Genomic DNA, 16,218 nt, shown 5'->3' with positions numbered 1-16,218 from the left:
GCGTCCCGAGCCTAACCCGAGCCTCCCGGGGGCCCGATTCGGCCGTCTTGGAACGTCACACGCGCGCGGGCGAGAGGTCGGGACTCTCGCGCACGCCGAACTCGTGCCGGAGGGCGCTCCGGGCCGCCCACCAGCCGGCGAGGCCGTGCACCCCGGGTCCGGGCGCGGTGGACGCCGAGCACAGGTACACGCCGGGGATCGGCGTGCGCCACGGGTCGGGGCGGAGCACGGGCCGGCGCAGCAGCTGCGGCAGGTCGGGGACGCCGGCGCTGATGTCGCCGCCGGGGTAGTTCGCGTTGTGCCGGGCGACCTCGACGGCGGTGCGGGACCGGGCGGCGACGATCGTGTCACGGAAGCCGGGCGCGAAGCGCTCGATCTGGCGCACCACCGCCTCCTGTCGGTCGACGTCGCTGCCGGCGGGCACGTGCGTGTAGGCCCACAGGGTGTGCTTCCCCTCGGGCGCGCGTGACGGGTCGAACACGGTCGGCTGCGAGACGAGCACGTAGGGCCGCTCCGGCATGACGCCGCGCTCGACCATGTTCTCCGCGGCGGCGATCTCGGCACGGGTGCCGCCGAGGTGCACGGCCGCCGCATCCGTCACCGCCGGGTCGGCCCACGGCACGGGCGCCGACAGCGCGAAGTCGACCTTCGCGACGCCGGAGCCGTACCGGAACCGCCGCAGGGCCTCGGCGTAGCGGGTCGGGAGCCGCCCGCCGGCGAGGCGCACGAGGGCGCGCGGGGTCACGTCCAGGAGCACGGCCCGGGCGCCGGTGACCTCGTCGAGCGAGGTCACCTCGTGGTCGGTGACGACCTCGCCGCCGTGGGCGCGGATGTCGTCGATCATGGCGTCGGCGATCGCCTGGGTGCCGCCGATGGGGATCGGCCAGCCGCGTGCGTGCGCGTAGGTCGCGAGCGCGAGGCCCGCGCCGGCGCCGCTGAGGCTCGGCTGGTGCAGCATCGTGTGCGCGGCGACCCCGGTGACGAGCGCGGGCGCGGCGACGCCGCTGAACCGCAGGTTCCAGCCGGGCGACCCCTGTTCGAGCGAGCGCAGCCCGAACACGGCCGCCGCGACGGGGTCGGCCGGTGCCCGGAGCAGCGAGCCGCCGGTGAAGTCGGCGATGCCGCCCGCGCGACGGACGAGCGGACGCATGAGGCGCGCGTACCGCCCCCCGTCACGGCCGAGCTCGTCGGCGGTGCGGTCGAGGTCGCGGTGGGCGAGCACGGCGGGCCGGCGGTCGAGCGGGTGCGCGTACGACACCTCGGGCACGACGAACCGCACCCGGTCGGTAAGGCCGAACTCCTGGAAGAACCGTGACTCGAAGGCGAGCGGGTGCACGGCCGAGCACACGTCGTGCACGAACCCGGGCAGCGTGAGCTCGGCGGATGCGGCGCCGCCGCCCGGTGCGGATGCCGCCTCGTACACGCGCACGCGCAGCCCCGCGCGCGCCATCGTCACGGCCGCCGCGAGCCCGTTCGGCCCCGACCCGACGACGACGACGTCCGTCACGCGCCGCCCTCCCGCTCCCCTTCGGATCGACTTGCCTCGGATGTCCGCGCCACACCGTCGGCGCCGTACATCTCAGGCAAGTCGACCGGGGTGTCAGCGGTCGCAGAGGCGGCGGCGCGGTCGGTGCGGGCGAAGCCCTCCGCGATGAACGCGAGCCGGCGGAGGGTCTCGGTGTTGCGCCACCGGATCGCGAGGTCCATGAGCGGCTTCGGCACGAGGGCCGCGGGGCCGGACGACGCGTGCTCCTCGATGCGCACGAGGGTCCCGCCGCGGTGCGGCTTCGCCTCGAGGGTCACCCGCGCCTCCCCCACCGGCCAGCCGCGCGCCTGCACCACGAACCGCCGCGGCGGCTCGTACTCGAGCACCTCGGTGTTGTCGTCGAGCAGGAGCGGCCAGGTGCCGACCGAGTGGTGCAGCCGGGTGCCGCGGGCGGGCCAGCCGACGTCGACCGCCCGCATCCGCGATGCCCCCACGACCCAGGAGGGGAAGAGCCAGCCGTCCTCGAACACCCGGAACACGTGTTCGGGTCCGCAGTCCATCGCCCGCACGTTCTGTGCCATCTCGGTCCTCCCTCTCCGACGGTCGGGGCCGTCGCGCTGACACGATGCCCGCTCCGCCCGCGTCCCGGCAACCCCCTCGCACGCCGCCCGCCAGACGCTACCGTGTGCGCCATGGACGGCTTCGCGGCGGTCGACTACGAGCTGGCGCGGCAGGTGGTGCAGCGGGGCATCGCGGCGCTGTACCTCATCGCGTTCCTGTCCACCCTCAACCAGTTCCGGCCGCTCCTCGGCGAGCGCGGGCTGCTGCCCGCGCCCGAGCTGCTCGCGTGGGCGGCCTCGTCGAAGGCGCGGGGACGGATGCTGCGCCCGACCCTGTTCCGCCGCATCCGGTACACCGACCGGCGACTGGCGGGGCTGTGCATCGCGGGCATGGTCGTCGCCGCGGCGCTCGTGGCGGGGCTGCCGCAGCTCACCGGCCCATGGGCGCCGATGACGTGCTTCCTCGCGTTGTGGTTCGGCTACATGTCGGTCTCGAGCATCGGGCAGACCTTCTACGGGTTCGGGTGGGAGATGCTGCTGCTGGAGGCCGGGTTCGTGGCGGCATTCCTCGGCTCGCCGTCGGAGCCGCCGCCGACCCTCGTGCTCGTGCTGTGCTGGTGGCTGCTGTTCCGGCTCGAGTTCGGCGCCGGGATGATCAAGATCCGCGGCGGCCGGGAGTGGCGCGACCTCACCGCGCTGATGTACCACCACGAGACGCAGCCGATGCCGGGCCCGCTGAGCCGGCACGCGCACCTGCTCCCCGGCTGGTTCCACCGGCTGGAGGTCGTCGGCAACCACGTCTCGCAGCTCGTCGTGCCGTTCCTGCTGTTCGCCCCGCTCCTCGGGCTCGTCGTGCCCGGCCCGGTGCCGACGCTCGTCGGCACCGCGGCGGCGGTGATCGTCATCGCGACGCAGCTGTGGCTCGTGCTCACCGGCAACTTCGCGTGGCTCAACTGGGCGACCATCGTGCTCGCCTGCTCGGCCGTGGGCATCCCGTCCGGCGACGCCCCCGCATCCGAGCCGCCGTGGTCCGTCGACGGCATTCCCCTCCCCTGGGTCGTGGTCACCGGCGCGGTGTTCATCGCGTACCTGGCGCTCAGTGCACCGGCGGTGCGGAACCTCTTCGCACACCGGCAGCTCATGAACGCGAGCTTCAACCGGTGGCAGCTCGCGAACGCGTACGGCGCGTTCGGCACCGTCACCAAGGAGCGCGTCGAGTACGTCGTGGAGGGGACGGAGGACGCCGATCCCGACACGGCGACCTGGCACGAGTACGGGTTCCGCGGCAAGCCGGGCGACGTGCGCCGCATCCCGCCCCAGATCGCGCCGTACCACCTGCGCCTCGACTGGCTGATGTGGTTCCTGCCGCTGGGCACACCGCTCGACGAGTGGTTCACGACGTTCCTGCGCCGGCTGCTCGAAGCGGATGCGGCGACCCTGCGTCTCCTCCGGCACGACCCGTTCGAGGGGCGGCGCCCCCGCCTGGTGCGGGTGACCGCGTATCGTTACCGCTTCGCCGACCGGGCCACGGCCCGGCGGGAGCACGTGGTCTGGGTACGCGACCGGCGGCGGCTGCTCATCCCGCCGGTCGCACTCCCGGACTGACGGCCGCGCGACTCAGCGGCGGCCGCGCACCGCCTTCCGCACGATCGCGACGATCGCGACGCCGCCGAGGAGCCACGGCCCCGCGGCCAGGATCGGGTCGATCCACGCGTGCTTGGTGTCGATGCGGCCCTTCCGCGCGGCGATGGGGTTCGTCCCGCGCTCGGCGAGGATCCCGGTCTCGGTGATGGGATCGTCGGGCCGGCCGGAGACCGTCGAGCGGGCGAGCGCGCCGAGCATCTCGACCCGGTCGCCCAGCACGAGCAGCAGCCAGTGCGCCGCTCGGCCCTCGCTGTAGCGCTCGTACGCGAGCCGGCGGATGGCGCCGGAGACCCCGTGCAGGGGCTGCGCGGTGCCGAAGACGGCGGGCAGGCGGGCGTGCTCGATCGAGCGCTCCCGGTAGCCGTCGGGGCGCTGCTGCTCCGGGCGTTCCCAGTGCGCGCCGGTGCTGCCGCGCATGTCCACCTCCTTCGGGGACGACGGCCGGTCGGCGGGGTCGAGGTCGGCGCCCCAGCCGGGGATGCGCTCGCGGAGTTCGTCGGCGGACGGGGTGCGGGGATGCTGATCTGCGGTGTACGGCATGGTGTGCTCCGATCCGGTCAGGCGGCGGGCGGGATGATGACGGGCTTGATGCAGCCGTCGAGCTTGGCGGAGAACAGGTGGTACGCCTCGGCGATCTCGTCGAGCGGGATCCGATGCGTGATCATGTCCTTCGGTGAGATGCGTCCGGCCTGGATGTGCTCCAGCAACCGCGGCCATTGCCGCTTCACGGGAGCCTGGTTGGTGCGGATCGTCAGGCCCTTGTTCATCGCGTCGCCGAACTTCACTGCGGAGAACAGCGGGCCGTAGGCGCCCATCACCGAGATGTTGCCGCCCTTGCGGGCACTGTCGATGGCCCAGTTCAGCGCGATGGGCGACCCGCCCTGCAGCTTCAGCTTCGCCGAGGTGATGTGCTGCACGAGGTTGCCGTCGGCCTCGGCACCGACCGCGTCGATCACGACGTCGGCGCCGAGGTGGTCGGTGACCTTCTTCATGAGCACGACGATGTCGTCGACGGCGCCGAAGTCGTACGTCTCGGCGAACGCGAACTCCCGGGCCTTCTCGAGCCTGTACTCGAGGTGGTCGACGACGATCACACGGCCCGCGCCCATGAGCCACGACGAGCGTGCCGCGGCGAGCCCGACCGGACCGGCGCCGAGGACGAGCACGGTGTCGCCCTCGGCGATGTCGCCGAGCTGCGCGCCGAAGTAGCCGGTGGAGAACGCGTCGGTGAGCATGAGCGCGTCCTCGTCGTCGAGCCAGTCCGGGATGATCGAGGGGCCGACGTCGGCGAACGGCACGCGCACGAGCTCCGCCTGGCCGCCGTCGTAGCCGCCGGCGGTGTGGGAGTAGCCGTAGATGCCGCCGAGCGCCGTCGCGTTCGCGTTGACGTTGTGGCAGTTCGAGTAGAGTCCGCGGGCGCAGAAGTAGCAGGAGCCGCAGAAGATGTTGAACGGCACCATGACCCGGTCGCCGGGCTGCAGGGTCTCGACCGAGGAGCCGACCTCGACCACCCGGCCGATGAACTCGTGGCCGAACGTGTGGCCGATCCGGGTGTCCGGGATCATGCCGTGGTACAGGTGCAGGTCGGACCCGCAGATCGCCGCGCGTTGGACGCGGACGATCGCGTCGTTCGGATGCTCGATGCGGGGGTCGGCCTTCTCTTCGACGCGGACCCGGTACGGGCCGCGGTAGGTCATCGCCTTCATGTGTCCTCCGGGGGGTGGGGATGGATGCGGCCGGCGGGCGCCGGCGGCGGTCAGACGTTGCGCCAGTCGTGGGATTCCAGGTGCGAACCGGCCTGCGGGCCCATCTGCAGCATCCCGCCGTCCGCGACGAACGAGGCGCCGGTCACATACGAGGCGCCGGGCGAGGCGAGGAACGCGATGACCGCGGCGATCTCGCGGGCGTCGCCGGGGCGGCCGAGGGGGATGCCGGGGCGGTCGGTGCCGACGGGGTCCTCGTCGGTCTGCCCGGTCATGGGGGTGGCGATCTCGCCCGGGGCGACCGCGTTGGCGGTGATGCCGTAACGGCCGAGCTCGAGGGCCGCGGTCTTGATCAGCCCGCCGAGGCCGTGCTTGGCGGCGTCGTAGGCGCTGGAGCCGACGCGGGGCTGGTGTTCGTGCACGCTCGTGACCGCGATGATGCGGCCGCCGCGGCCGGCGGCGACCATGCGTCGCGCGGCGCGCTGGATGAGCAGGAACGGGGCGTTCAGGTCGACGTCGAGCACGTGCCGCCACTCGTCGAGGGTGACGTCGACGAGCGGGGTCGCCGCGCCCGTGCCGGCGTTGTTGACGAAGACGTCGACGCCGCCGAGCTCGTCGGCGAGGTGGTCGACGACGTCGGCGCAGGCGGGGATGTCGGCCGCGTCCAGGTGCGCGACGACCGCGCGTGCACCGTGCGCCCGCACCTCGGCGGCGGTCTCCTCGGCGCCCTCGCGGTCGGTGTGCCAGGTGATCCCGACGTCCATGCCCGCCTGGGCGAGGGCGACGGCGGTCGCGCGTCCGATGCCGGAGTCGGCGCCGGTCACGATCGCGTGACGGGGGTCGGGGGTGCGTGCGGTGTCGACGGTGGGCTCGGTCATGCGGGCGATGCTAGGCGGGCGCAACCCCCGCGATGAGGGGGTTGCGCCCGCCGGGCATCACCGTCGGCTCAGCGCGCCGGAGCCGCCTCCGCGGGCTGCTCGGCGGTGTGCACGGGGTGGCTCCGCTCGAGCGCGGCGCCCTCCACGTCGACGTCGGGCAGGATGCGGTCGAGCCACTTCGGCAGCCACCACGCGCTCTTGCCGAGCAGATGCAGGATGGCCGGGGTGAGCACCATGCGCACCACGAACGCGTCGAAGAGCACGCCGATGGCCAGGCCGAAACCGAGCGGGCGGATCATCGCGAGGTGGGAGAAGACGAACCCGCCGAACACGGAGATCATGATGATTGCGGCGGCCGTGACGACGGCACGGCCGTTCCGGAGCCCGGCGACGACCGCCGATCGGGCCGGCATGCCGTGCACGTAGGCCTCCCGCATCCCGGACACGAGGAACAGCTGGTAGTCCATCGCGAGCCCGAACAGCACACCCATGATGAGGATGGGCGCGAAGCTCAGCACGGGACCCGGATCGTGCACGTCGAAGACGCTCGAGAGCCAGCCCCACTGGTAGATCGCGGTGACCGCCCCGAGCGCCGCGAACAGCGACAGCACGTACCCGAGGGTCGCCACGATCGGCACGAGGATCGATCGGAAGACGAGGATGAGGATCAGCAGCGACAGGCCGACGACGACGACCAGGTAGACCGGCAGCGCGTCGGCGAGCTTCTGCGAGACGTCGATGTTGCCGGATGCGGTGCCTGCCACGCCGACGCCGACCTCGCCGTCGACACCCGCGACCTCGAGCGGCGACAGGTCGCGCAGCTCGTGCACGAGCCGCTCGGTGGATGCGGCGGTCGGGCCCTCCTCCGGCACGACCTGGAACGCGGCGATCGTGCCGTCGTCGGAGACGGCGATGGGCGCGACGGCGGCGACGTCGTCCTGCTCGAGCAGGGTCGTCGCGATGTCGGCCTGCACGGCGAGCTCGTCGTCCTCCGAGACCGCCTCGGGCAGTTCGGCGACCACGAGGAGCGCACCGTTCTGGCCGGCGCCGAACTTGTCGGTGATGATGCTGTGCGCCTGGTACTGGGTGGTGTCGGTCGCCTCGCTGGAGCCGTCCGGCAGCCCGAGCCGCATCGACAGCGCAGGGATCGCGATGACCAGAAGCGCGACGATCGCGATGAGCGCCTGCCCGACCGCACGCCACGTGCCCATGGCCTTAGGGGTGCCGGTCACGTGGTCGGCGTGACCGATGCGGGCGCGGTCGCGCCGCCCGAGCACACGCAGCTTCATGAGCCCGAGCAGCGCCGGGGTGAGCGAGATCGCCACGAGCACCGCGATGACCACGCACACGGCGGCGACGGTGCCCATCACGCCGAGGAACGGGATGCCGGTGATGTTCAGGGCGAGCAGCGCCACCACGACGGTGGAGCCGGCGAAGACGACGGCGTTGCCGGAGGTGCCGTTGGCGAGCCCGATCGACTCGTGCAGGTCCATGCCCGCCAGCAGCTGGCGACGGTGGCGGTTGAGGATGAAGAGGGCGTAGTCGATGCCGACCGCGAGCCCCAGCATGACACCGAGCACGGGGGTGATCGACGCCATGTCGACGACCCCGGAGAAGGCCATCGACCCGGCGACGCCAACGCCGACGCCGACGAGCGAGGTGATGAGGGGCGCGACGGCGGGCAGGAGCGCCCGCAGCATCACCAGCAGCACGATCGCGGCGATGACCATGCCGACGACCTCGCCGACGCCGAGGATCCCCTCGATCGACGTGGCGATCGTCGAGGAGTAGTCGACCGTGACGCCCTCGATGTCGGCGTCGTCGAGCATGGCGGCGATGTCGGCCTTCAGCTCGGAGGAGAGCGAGTACAGGTCGTCCTCGAAGGCGATGGTGCCCACCGCGGCGGAGCCGTCCTCGGAGACCGTGCGGATGTCGGCGGCCGCGGCGAGGAGGGTCTTGCCGTCGGCGAGCTTCTGCGCCTCCGTCTCGAGCGTCGCGCGGTTCTCGTCGATCTGCGCGCGCCCGTCGTCGAGCTGCTGCTGCTGTGCGTCGATGATGTCCTGCTGGGCGTCGAGCTCGGCCTGCTGCGCGTCGAAGCGCGCCTTGAGGGCGTCGTACATCCCCGCCGCCTGCGCCTGCGCGACGGCGGCGTCGAACTGGTCGCGGCCGGCGTCGAGCTGTGCCTGGCCGGCGTCGAGCTGCGCCTGCCCGGCGTCGAGCTGCGCCTCGGCGGCGTCCAGCTGCGCACGGCCGTCGTCGAGCTGCTGCTCACCGTCGGCGAGCTGCGCCTCCTGATCGGCGCGCTGGGTCTCGGTGTCGAACGGGTCGGCCACCGCGGCGATCCCGTCGACGTCGGCGATCTCGGCGAACAGCTCGGCGATGCCGGCACGCTGCGCGTCGGTGAACGGCTCGCCGTCTTCGGTCGCGAACACGACCGAGCCGGTGGCGCCGGCCAGATCGGGCAGTTCGTCGGCGAGCTGGTCGCTCACCCGCTCCGTCTCGGTGCCGGGGATCGAGAAGCTCGTCGCGAGCGTGCCGCCGAAGGCGAGGAACGAGCCGCCGGCAAGGCCGAGGATCACGATCCAGCCGAGGAGCACCGCCCAGGCACGGCGGGCCGAGAAACGGCCGAGACGGTAGAGGAGATTCGCCACAGCGAGCCCTTCGTGAAGTCGGTGATCGGATGGGCGCGTCGTCGAGCCGCCCCCAATTTATCCGACGCGTGTCGGGGATCGCGCGGAGCGGCGCGAACTCTCAGCGAATCGTCGGCGAGCGCATGCGACGCCCGGCCTGACAGAATCGCAGACATGGATCCACGGGCAGCACGAACCCAGGCACGCCTGCAGGACTCGCTGCTCGAACTCGCACGGGCCCGTCCTCTCGACGAGATCACGGTGGGCGACATCACCGAGCACGCCGGGGTGAACCGGTCGAGCTTCTACCAGCACTACTCCGACAAGGACACGCTGCTGGCCGACGCGCTGGAGCGGGTCATCGACGACGTCTCGGGGCAGCTCCGTGCCCGCCCCGCACCGATGCCGACCGGGATGCCCGAGGAGCTCCAGCAGTATCTCGCGCACCTCGCCGCCAACGCGACACTGTACCGGCGCGTGCTCGGCGAGCACGGCTCGACGGTCGTGACCGCGCGGCTGCGCCGGCACGTCGAGCGGATCGTCTCCGAACTCATCACCGCGGTCGACTCGCCCGCGTTCACCGGCGTGCCCGTCGACGTCGTCGCCGCGGGGATCGCGGGCACCGCGCTCGGGGTGATCACGGCGTGGATCTCACGCGACCCTCTGCCGCCGCTCGAAGAGGCGGCGGACTGGCTGTGGCGCGTGCTGACCGGCCCGGGAGTCGTGGCCGTCGCGGAAGGCGACGCATGATGGCGCGACGGACCAGGCAGGAACCCGCGATCGACTGGCGGGTGCTCGTCACCGGCAACGCCGCCGACGTCGTCGACGCGCTCACCACGGGCGCGCGCGTCGAGGGGCTGAAGCTCGTGGAGCCCGGCGGCCCGGCACTGGCGAACGTCGCGATCGCGGCGGTCCGCACCTCCAAGGGGTCGACGCTCGCCCTCGGCATCAAGACGCTCGACGCGCTGTCGGACTCGATCGAGCCGGACGCGCCGCGCGTGGTCGTCGCGGTCCGGGCCAAGCTCGCCATCACGCCGGACCGCTTCCTCGCACCGCTCGTGCGCGAGATCCTCTTCCAGGTGGAGATCGCCGCGACCGGCGTCGAAGGCACCCGCAAGCAGCGCAAGGCCCGCGCCCGGTTCGGGTCGGCGCTCCTGGACGCCGCCGGCCTGCATGTGTTCCGGGTGGGGCGGATGCGGTTGTGATACTCCGCATCCGCTGACTGGATCAGCGGCCTTCCTCGGCACGATCAACGGAAACCGTTGTGCGAGCGTGATTCTCATGCCAATATCGTCGCCATGAGCACCTCGACCACCCGAATGCAGCTCGACGACGTGTCGAAGCGGCTCATCGAACTGCTGCAGGAGGACGGTCGACGCTCGTACGGGGAGCTCGGCCGCGCCGTGGGGCTCAGCGAGGCGGCGGCCCGGCAGCGCGTGGCCCGCATGGTCGAGGCCGGGGTCATCCAGATCGTCGCGGTCACCGACCCGATGCAGCTCGGGTTCCACCGGATGGCGATGCTCGGCATCCGCGTGACGGGTGACCCGCGGCCGATCGCCGAGCAGCTCGCCGCACTCGAACAGCTCGCCTACGTCGTCGTGACGCTCGGGAGCTTCGACATCCTCGCCGAGGCGGTGTGCGAGGACGACGACGACCTCGTCGAGCTCGTCCTCACCCGCATCCGCAGCATCCCGGGCGTCGCGCACGTGGAACCGCTGCACTACGCGGGGCTCTACAAAGACCACTACAACTGGGGGACGCGCTGAGCGTCACCGGATCGGGAGCGATCATGGGAACCACCGTCTTCGAGCGACGCGTCCCGAAGCAGGACGTCGTCGACCACGCCCTGCAGGGCACCGCGCTGCGTACGTTCTGGCTCGACGACGTCGACCGGCCCGACTACCCGGCGCTCCCCGGCGACGTCACCACCGACCTCGCGATCGTCGGCGGCGGCTACACCGGCCTGTGGACCGCGATCCGGGCGAAGGAGCGGACCCCGGACCGGCGGGTCGTGCTCCTCGAGGCGTCGCGGATCGCCTGGGCTGCGTCGGGCCGCAACGGCGGGTTCTGCGAGGCGAGTCTCACCCACGGCGAGCAGAACGGGCTGACCCGCTGGCCGGACGAGATGGACCGGCTGACCGAGCTGGGACTGGAGAACCTGCAGGGCATCGAGGACACGATCCGCCGGTACGACATGGACGTGGACTACGAACGCACCGGCGCCCTCGCGGTCGCTGTGGAGCCGTACCAGGCGGCCGAGTTCGCCGCCGAGGAGGGCGTGCTCGACCAGGACGCGATCCGGGCGGAGGTCAACTCCGACACCTATCTCGCGGGCCTGTGGGACAAGGACGGCAGCGCGCTGCTGCATCCGGCGAAGATGGGGCTCGAGCTCGCGCGGGTGGCGAGTGAGCTCGGCGTCGAGATCTTCGAGCAGACCATGGTGCGCGGCCTCGAGGCCGAACCGACCGGCCGGGTCACGCTCGTCACCGACCGCGGCCGGGTGCGGGCGCACCGGGTGGCGCTCGGCACGAACGTCTTCCCGTCGCTCCTGAAGCGCAACCGCCTCATGACCGTGCCGGTGTACGACTACGTGCTGATGACCGAGCCGCTGAGCGCGGAGCAGCTGGCGTCGATCGGCTGGTCGAACCGGCAGGGGATCTCGGACGCGGCGAACCAGTTCCACTACTACCGGCTCACGGCCGACGACCGCATCCTGTTCGGCGGTTACGACGCGATCTACTTCCCCGGCGGCCGTATCCGTCCGGCGTACGAGGACCGGATGGGGAGCCACCGGCGGCTCGCCTCGCACTTCTTCACCACGTTCCCGCAGCTCGAGGGCCTGCGCTTCACCCACCGCTGGGCCGGCGTCATCGACTCCTGCAGCCGCTTCTGCGCGTTCTTCGGCACGGCCCGGACGGGCCGGGTCGCCTACGCCTCCGGCTTCACGGGCCTCGGTGTGGGGGCGAGCCGGTTCGGGGCCGACGTGATGCTCGACCTGCTCGACGGCCTCGAGACCGAGCGGACGTCGCTGCAGATGGTCAAAGAGAAGCCGATCCCGTTCCCGCCGGAGCCGGCGGCGACGATCGGTGTCAACCTCGTCCGTCGCGCCATGGACCGGGCCGACCACAATGACGGCCGTCGCGGTCCGCTACTGCGCGTGCTCGACGCGATCGGGATGGGTTTCGACTCCTGAGTCGCCCGATCAGTCCGCGGTGAGGTCGTCGACGACGGCGAGCACCGCGGCGACCTCCGCCCGCGCGAGTCGCCGCTTGCCCGTGACGAGCACGGACCACAGTCCGTTCGCTGCGAGCCAGGCCGTCGTCCACCGCGCCCGCGTGCGCAGGTCGGGGTCGGCGCCCGGGTCGAACCAGCGCTGCGTCCATGCCGCGTAGCGCGGCGTCTCGTCCGGGCGGGTGAGGATCTCTGAGAACAGCACCCCCTCGCCCGGGACGACGTCGCCGCGCGCCGACACCCGGGCGTACGCGCGGATGCGGCCGGCCACCGACGCCGCCTCGAGCGGCCCGCCGAGGATACGGACCATCTCCGCATCCCACCGGGCGAGCACGTGGTCGAGCATCGCCGCCCGGAGGTCCCGCTTCTCCGGGAAGTGGTAGAGGATCCCCTGCTTCGTCACGCCCGCCGCACGCGCGACCACGTCCAGCGTCACGCTCTCCCCCGCCGCCGCGGACGCCGTGAGGGCGGCCTCCACGATGCGAGCGCGTGCGCTGGGGCGGGCCATGTCACACCACCGGCGCCGTTCGAGGGCTGCGGAGGCCTGCCAGCAGGAGCGGCAATTGCGCGGTCGCGGTGTCCGGATGCTCGGGGTGCCATTGGACGCCGAGCACCGGGGCGTCGCGGTGGACGATCGCCTCGATCGTGCCGTCCGCGGCGCGGGCGAGCACCTCGAGTCCGTCGCCGAGGAGCTCGACCGCCTGGTGATGCGCGCACAGGGCCGGGGCGGCCGCGAGCACGTCGTCGACGAGCGGGTCCGACGCGCTCAGCACCGTCGGCACGAAGGGGTCGTCGCCGTCGACGCGATGACCGTGCATGTCCGGCACGAGCGTGCCGCCGAGGGCGACGTTGAGCAGCTGGTGCCCCCGGCAGATGCCCAGGAGCGGCGCGCCCCGCTCCACCGCGTCGCGGATCACGGCGATCGCGACCCGGTCGGCCTCGGTCTCGTGCATCCCTCCACCCGGGTATCCCGCGACCCCGCCGTAGAGGGCCGGGTCGACGTCCTCCCCGCCGAGGAGCACCACCACGTCGGATCGGCGCGCGGCGCCGAGCACCGCATCCGTGCCGAGCCCGGCGGTGGCGACGACCGACACGTCGTACCCGGCGGCCGCCACCGCGTCGGCGGCCGACCGCGTCAGCCGGTCCAGCAGCCCCTGGAAGCGCGGCGCGTGCGGCCGCTCCTCACGGGGGTGGAGCAGCAGCGCGGTCAGCCGGCCGGTCATCGCGCGTCTTCCAGCACGTAGCCCTCTTCACCGTGGAGCACGAGGTCGACGCCGGCGAGCTCGTCCTCGTTGCGGACGCGGAACCCGATCGTCTTCTCCACGACCCAGCCGATGACCCACGCCATGACGAAGGAGTAGACCAGCACGACCACCGAGGCGAGCGCCTGCACACCCAGCTGGTACCAGCTGCCGGTGTCGAGCAGGCCGATGCCCTGGCCGAAGACGCCGATGTAGAGGGTGCCGAACATGCCGCCGATGAGGTGGATGCCCACCACGTCGAGGGAGTCGTCGAAGCCCCAGCGGAACTTCAGCTCCACCGCCCACGCGCACAGGGCGCCGGCGACGAGTCCGAGCACGAGCGACCACATCGGGGTGAGGATGTTGCAGCCCGGGGTCACCGCGACCAGGCCCGCGATCGCACCCGATGCGGCGCCCACCGATGTGGGCTTGCCCTCCTTGACGCGCTCGACGACGAGCCAGCCGACGATGCCCGCGGCTGGAGCGGCGATCGTGTTGATGAAGGCCAGGGCGGCGGTACCGTCGACGGCGGCGGCGGAACCAGCGTTGAAGCCGAACCAGCCGAACCAGAGCAGCGAGGCACCGAGGAGCACCAGCGGCACGTTGTGCGGCTTGTGGGCGCCCTTCGCGAATCCGATGCGCTTGCCCAGCACGAGTGCGAGCGCGAGCGCCGCAGCGCCGGCGTTGATGTGGATGGCGGTGCCGCCGGCGAAGTCGTTGACGCCCAGCATGGGGCCCCAGCCGTCCTCGAGGTTGAACACCCAGTACGCGACCGGGAAGTACACGAGCACGGCGAAGAGCGCGACGAACAGCATCCACCCGCCGAACCGGGCACGGTCGGCGATGCCGCCGGAGACGAGGGCCACGGCGAGGATCGCGAAGGCGGCCTGGAACGCGGCGAACGCAAGGGCCTCGAGGTCGGGGTCGAGCGAGCCGTCGGCGCCGAGGCCGAGGAAGTTCTGCAGCCCGAAGTCGGCGAACGGGTTGCCGAGCCACCCCGGGATGAGCGGCTCACCGAAGGCCATCGAGTAGCCGAACAGCACCCACAGCACGCCGACCAGGCCCATGGCGCCCATGCTGAGCATCATCATGCTCACCACGGACTTCGCCTTGACCAGACCGCCGTAGAAGAAGGCAACACCGGGGGTCATCAGCAGTACCAGCGCGCCGGAAACCAACAACAGCAGCGCGCTGACCTGACTCGTGTCGCTCATTGCGACCTCCAATCTGTACCGAGAGGCAAGATTCCAGATCCTTGCTGCGCCGCGGTGACACCGGTGTTTCACACGTGTTTCCCGGTCAAGGAACTCCCGGTCGCAGGTCACCGAGGGGCAGGCGACCTTCGGCCACGTCGACGTCGCCTACCTGCCCGTCGACACCTGGCGGCTCATGGCCGCCGGCCAGGCGCAGGCCGGCGCGCCCACGCAGGCGGAGCTCGACGCCCTCGACTTCCCGTACGCGAGCGTGGTCGTCACGGATCCGCCTGTTCTCGGGATTTCTCCTGTCCTGGAGGGGGTTCGCTCGCGCCGGATGCGGCCGTTCAACTGCCGCGGGTGTGCTCGGCGGGTCCGAACACGACGATGACCTGGAGCTCCTCCTCGACGTCGGTGAACCGGTGCTCCTCGCCGGCGGGGACGAACAGGATCGCGCCGGGGACCGCATCCGCCCGACCGTGGGGTGTCCAGAGCGCGCCCCTGCCGCGGAGGACGATGTACACCTCGTCCTCGGTGTGCGGCCGCTGCGGATCGACGGCGCCCGGCGCCAGCACGTAGCGGCCGACGCTGAGGTCGGGCACGCGGAGCAGTTCGTCGTAGTCGGCGGGGCCGAGGGGCGGCCGGCGCGATGCGAGCACCTTCATGGCACGAGGGAACCGCATCCCGGGGGCGGCGTCGCGGGCCACCCGCGCAGAAGTGGCCCGCGACCCGTCACTCGCCGTCGCGCACGTCGCGGGCGAACCGCTCGGCGTGCTCGCGCAGCGTGTCGATCCGCCGCTGCCGGGCCGCCTCGACGTCGAAGCCGATGTAGGCGGGCGGCATGCTGCGACGCACGTTCTGGGGGCACTCGAACCGTTCGCACAGCAGGGTGCCGATGACGCTGCCGTTGCGGCCGGCCTTGCCCGCGCGCTTGGCGGCGAACAGGACGACGTCGTTCGGGAGGGTGACGTCTTCGCACCAGGAGCACTGGGCGCGGGTTCGGGTGCGCTGCTCGGCCTGGCGGAGGAGGATGCCGACGGGTTCGCCGTCGACGGGGACGACGAGGTAGCCGACCAGCGGCTGCTTGTCGTCGCGCCAGCCGAGGAATTCGAGACGTTCCCAGTCGAGGCCTTCGAGGGGTGGCATGGGGACGGCGTTCCGCTCACGGAGCGAGACGTTGACGAAGGACGCGCGGATGTCCTTCTCGGTGAGTGCGTGCATGATCGCCTTCTTCACGATGGCCGCCGCGGGTGCGGCGTGCGGATGGTCCGTGGGGTGGCCCACGGCGGGCTCGGCGGCGTCCGGGGGACGCGACGGGCCTACTCCACGGCGCACGTGGCGCCGAGGACCTCCTCCCGCCCCGTGGGCGTCACGATCGCGGTTCGCACGCCCGCAAGCCTACGTCGCCGCGGATGCCGCGGGGCCGGGCCTCGCCCGCATCCGCTCCCCGTCGCGGGTTGTCGCATCTACTCCCCTGTCGCGTGTTGCCGCGCCCGGTCCGCTCCCCTGTCGCGTGGTGCTGCGTCGGGCAGCAGTTCGCGACAGGTGAGCGCGCACGCCACGACCGATTGCCCCTCAGACCCTATGAGGGTGGGGGTTCTGAGACCCTTGTAGGCCCAGGGCCCCACGGTGCAGATTCGTGGATCATCCCG

General features: G+C 72.1%; 16 protein-coding genes. 5 read left to right on the top strand and 11 right to left on the bottom strand.

The features are described 5' to 3' along the window. Positions 1–55: 55 nt before the first annotated feature. Together ACWAUO_RS07625 and ACWAUO_RS07620 are read right to left on the bottom strand one after the other, a co-directional pair. Positions 56–1,507 carry a phytoene desaturase family protein gene (locus ACWAUO_RS07625; RefSeq protein ID WP_460774406.1) on the bottom strand — a complete coding sequence of 484 codons (1,452 nt, stop codon included), beginning with the start codon at positions 1,505–1,507 and terminating at the stop codon, positions 56–58. Continuing rightward, positions 1,504–2,067, bottom strand: coding sequence for an SRPBCC family protein (locus ACWAUO_RS07620; RefSeq protein WP_460774405.1), 564 nt, complete (start codon positions 2,065–2,067; stop codon positions 1,504–1,506). The genes ACWAUO_RS07625 and ACWAUO_RS07620 overlap by 4 nt, the downstream gene beginning before the upstream one ends. Before the next feature lie 111 nt (positions 2,068–2,178). Between ACWAUO_RS07620 and ACWAUO_RS07615 the strand changes: the two genes are divergently transcribed. After that, complete coding sequence (locus ACWAUO_RS07615) at positions 2,179–3,651, top strand: lipase maturation factor family protein (protein WP_460774403.1); 1,473 nt, start codon at positions 2,179–2,181, stop codon at positions 3,649–3,651. Between the two features lie 12 nt (positions 3,652–3,663). Here ACWAUO_RS07615 and ACWAUO_RS07610 read toward each other — a convergent pair whose 3' ends face one another. The 4 genes from ACWAUO_RS07610 to ACWAUO_RS07595 form a co-directional block, all read right to left on the bottom strand. Next, the gene (locus ACWAUO_RS07610; protein ID WP_460774401.1) at positions 3,664–4,230 is read right to left on the bottom strand and encodes a hypothetical protein; all 567 of its coding nucleotides are present in this window, start codon (positions 4,228–4,230) and stop codon (positions 3,664–3,666) included. Positions 4,231–4,247: 17 nt separating this feature from the next. Further along, complete coding sequence (locus ACWAUO_RS07605; RefSeq protein WP_460774399.1) at positions 4,248–5,396, bottom strand: zinc-dependent alcohol dehydrogenase; 1,149 nt, start codon at positions 5,394–5,396, stop codon at positions 4,248–4,250. Positions 5,397–5,446: 50 nt separating this feature from the next. Next, a complete protein-coding gene (locus ACWAUO_RS07600; protein ID WP_460774397.1) occupies positions 5,447–6,271 on the bottom strand; it encodes an SDR family oxidoreductase in 825 nt (274 codons plus the stop codon). Positions 6,272–6,339: 68 nt separating this feature from the next. After that, complete coding sequence (locus ACWAUO_RS07595; protein WP_460774396.1) at positions 6,340–8,922, bottom strand: MMPL family transporter; 2,583 nt, start codon at positions 8,920–8,922, stop codon at positions 6,340–6,342. A gap of 153 nt (positions 8,923–9,075) precedes the next feature. Here ACWAUO_RS07595 and ACWAUO_RS07590 point away from each other — a divergent pair, with 153 nt between their 5' ends. The 4 genes from ACWAUO_RS07590 to ACWAUO_RS07575 all read left to right on the top strand — a co-directional run bounded on the left by ACWAUO_RS07590 (position 9,076) and on the right by ACWAUO_RS07575 (position 12,094). Then, on the top strand, positions 9,076–9,651 hold the full coding sequence (locus ACWAUO_RS07590) for a TetR/AcrR family transcriptional regulator (protein WP_460774394.1): 576 nt from the start codon (positions 9,076–9,078) through the stop codon (positions 9,649–9,651). After that, entirely contained in the window at positions 9,648–10,106 is a 459-nt protein-coding gene (locus ACWAUO_RS07585; RefSeq protein WP_460774392.1) for a hypothetical protein, read from the top strand. The genes ACWAUO_RS07590 and ACWAUO_RS07585 overlap by 4 nt, the downstream gene beginning before the upstream one ends. A gap of 93 nt (positions 10,107–10,199) precedes the next feature. Continuing rightward, positions 10,200–10,667 carry an Lrp/AsnC family transcriptional regulator gene (locus ACWAUO_RS07580; protein ID WP_460774391.1) on the top strand — a complete coding sequence of 156 codons (468 nt, stop codon included), beginning with the start codon at positions 10,200–10,202 and terminating at the stop codon, positions 10,665–10,667. Positions 10,668–10,690: 23 nt separating this feature from the next. Further along, the gene (locus ACWAUO_RS07575) at positions 10,691–12,094 is read left to right on the top strand and encodes an NAD(P)/FAD-dependent oxidoreductase (protein WP_460774389.1); all 1,404 of its coding nucleotides are present in this window, start codon (positions 10,691–10,693) and stop codon (positions 12,092–12,094) included. Positions 12,095–12,103: 9 nt separating this feature from the next. On the opposite strand, the gene ACWAUO_RS07570 is transcribed toward ACWAUO_RS07575, so the two are convergent. The 5 genes from ACWAUO_RS07570 to ACWAUO_RS07550 all read right to left on the bottom strand — a co-directional run bounded on the left by ACWAUO_RS07570 (position 12,104) and on the right by ACWAUO_RS07550 (position 15,787). After that, positions 12,104–12,640: a TetR/AcrR family transcriptional regulator gene (locus ACWAUO_RS07570; RefSeq protein WP_460774388.1), complete on the bottom strand. Its 537-nt coding sequence runs from the start codon at positions 12,638–12,640 to the stop codon at positions 12,104–12,106. A 1-nt stretch (position 12,641) separates the two neighbouring features. Continuing rightward, on the bottom strand, positions 12,642–13,355 hold the full coding sequence (locus ACWAUO_RS07565) for a gamma-glutamyl-gamma-aminobutyrate hydrolase family protein (protein ID WP_460774386.1): 714 nt from the start codon (positions 13,353–13,355) through the stop codon (positions 12,642–12,644). Beyond that, the gene (locus ACWAUO_RS07560; RefSeq protein WP_460774384.1) at positions 13,352–14,587 is read right to left on the bottom strand and encodes an ammonium transporter; all 1,236 of its coding nucleotides are present in this window, start codon (positions 14,585–14,587) and stop codon (positions 13,352–13,354) included. Before ACWAUO_RS07560 ends, ACWAUO_RS07565 begins: the two co-directional genes overlap by 4 nt. A gap of 326 nt (positions 14,588–14,913) precedes the next feature. Further along, positions 14,914–15,231 carry a cupin domain-containing protein gene (locus ACWAUO_RS07555; RefSeq protein ID WP_460774383.1) on the bottom strand — a complete coding sequence of 106 codons (318 nt, stop codon included), beginning with the start codon at positions 15,229–15,231 and terminating at the stop codon, positions 14,914–14,916. Between the two features lie 67 nt (positions 15,232–15,298). Beyond that, positions 15,299–15,787, bottom strand: coding sequence for an FBP domain-containing protein (locus tag ACWAUO_RS07550; protein WP_460774381.1), 489 nt, complete (start codon positions 15,785–15,787; stop codon positions 15,299–15,301). Between the last annotated feature and the right edge of the window lie 431 nt (positions 15,788–16,218).

The organism is Microbacterium sp. GXF7504 (assembly GCF_054798235.1).
The sequence above is the reverse complement of the archived record's forward strand: the minus strand, read 5'-3'. Positions and strand labels throughout refer to the sequence as shown.

Excerpts from the sequence above, each read along its gene's own strand:
- ACWAUO_RS07620 (WP_460774405.1), bottom strand. The coding sequence starts at position 2,067 with ATGGCACAGAACGTGCGGGCGATGGACTGCGGACCCGAACACGTGTTC.
- ACWAUO_RS07615 (WP_460774403.1), top strand. The coding sequence starts at position 2,179 with ATGGACGGCTTCGCGGCGGTCGACTACGAGCTGGCGCGGCAGGTGGTG.
- ACWAUO_RS07610 (WP_460774401.1), bottom strand. The coding sequence starts at position 4,230 with ATGCCGTACACCGCAGATCAGCATCCCCGCACCCCGTCCGCCGACGAA.
- ACWAUO_RS07605 (WP_460774399.1), bottom strand. The coding sequence starts at position 5,396 with ATGAAGGCGATGACCTACCGCGGCCCGTACCGGGTCCGCGTCGAAGAG.
- ACWAUO_RS07600 (WP_460774397.1), bottom strand. The coding sequence starts at position 6,271 with ATGACCGAGCCCACCGTCGACACCGCACGCACCCCCGACCCCCGTCAC.
- ACWAUO_RS07590 (WP_460774394.1), top strand. The coding sequence starts at position 9,076 with ATGGATCCACGGGCAGCACGAACCCAGGCACGCCTGCAGGACTCGCTG.
- ACWAUO_RS07585 (WP_460774392.1), top strand. The coding sequence starts at position 9,648 with ATGATGGCGCGACGGACCAGGCAGGAACCCGCGATCGACTGGCGGGTG.
- ACWAUO_RS07580 (WP_460774391.1), top strand. The coding sequence starts at position 10,200 with ATGAGCACCTCGACCACCCGAATGCAGCTCGACGACGTGTCGAAGCGG.
- ACWAUO_RS07575 (WP_460774389.1), top strand. The coding sequence starts at position 10,691 with ATGGGAACCACCGTCTTCGAGCGACGCGTCCCGAAGCAGGACGTCGTC.
- ACWAUO_RS07570 (WP_460774388.1), bottom strand. The coding sequence starts at position 12,640 with ATGGCCCGCCCCAGCGCACGCGCTCGCATCGTGGAGGCCGCCCTCACG.
- ACWAUO_RS07565 (WP_460774386.1), bottom strand. The coding sequence starts at position 13,355 with ATGACCGGCCGGCTGACCGCGCTGCTGCTCCACCCCCGTGAGGAGCGG.
- ACWAUO_RS07560 (WP_460774384.1), bottom strand. The coding sequence starts at position 14,587 with ATGAGCGACACGAGTCAGGTCAGCGCGCTGCTGTTGTTGGTTTCCGGC.
- ACWAUO_RS07555 (WP_460774383.1), bottom strand. The coding sequence starts at position 15,231 with ATGAAGGTGCTCGCATCGCGCCGGCCGCCCCTCGGCCCCGCCGACTAC.
- ACWAUO_RS07550 (WP_460774381.1), bottom strand. The coding sequence starts at position 15,787 with ATGCACGCACTCACCGAGAAGGACATCCGCGCGTCCTTCGTCAACGTC.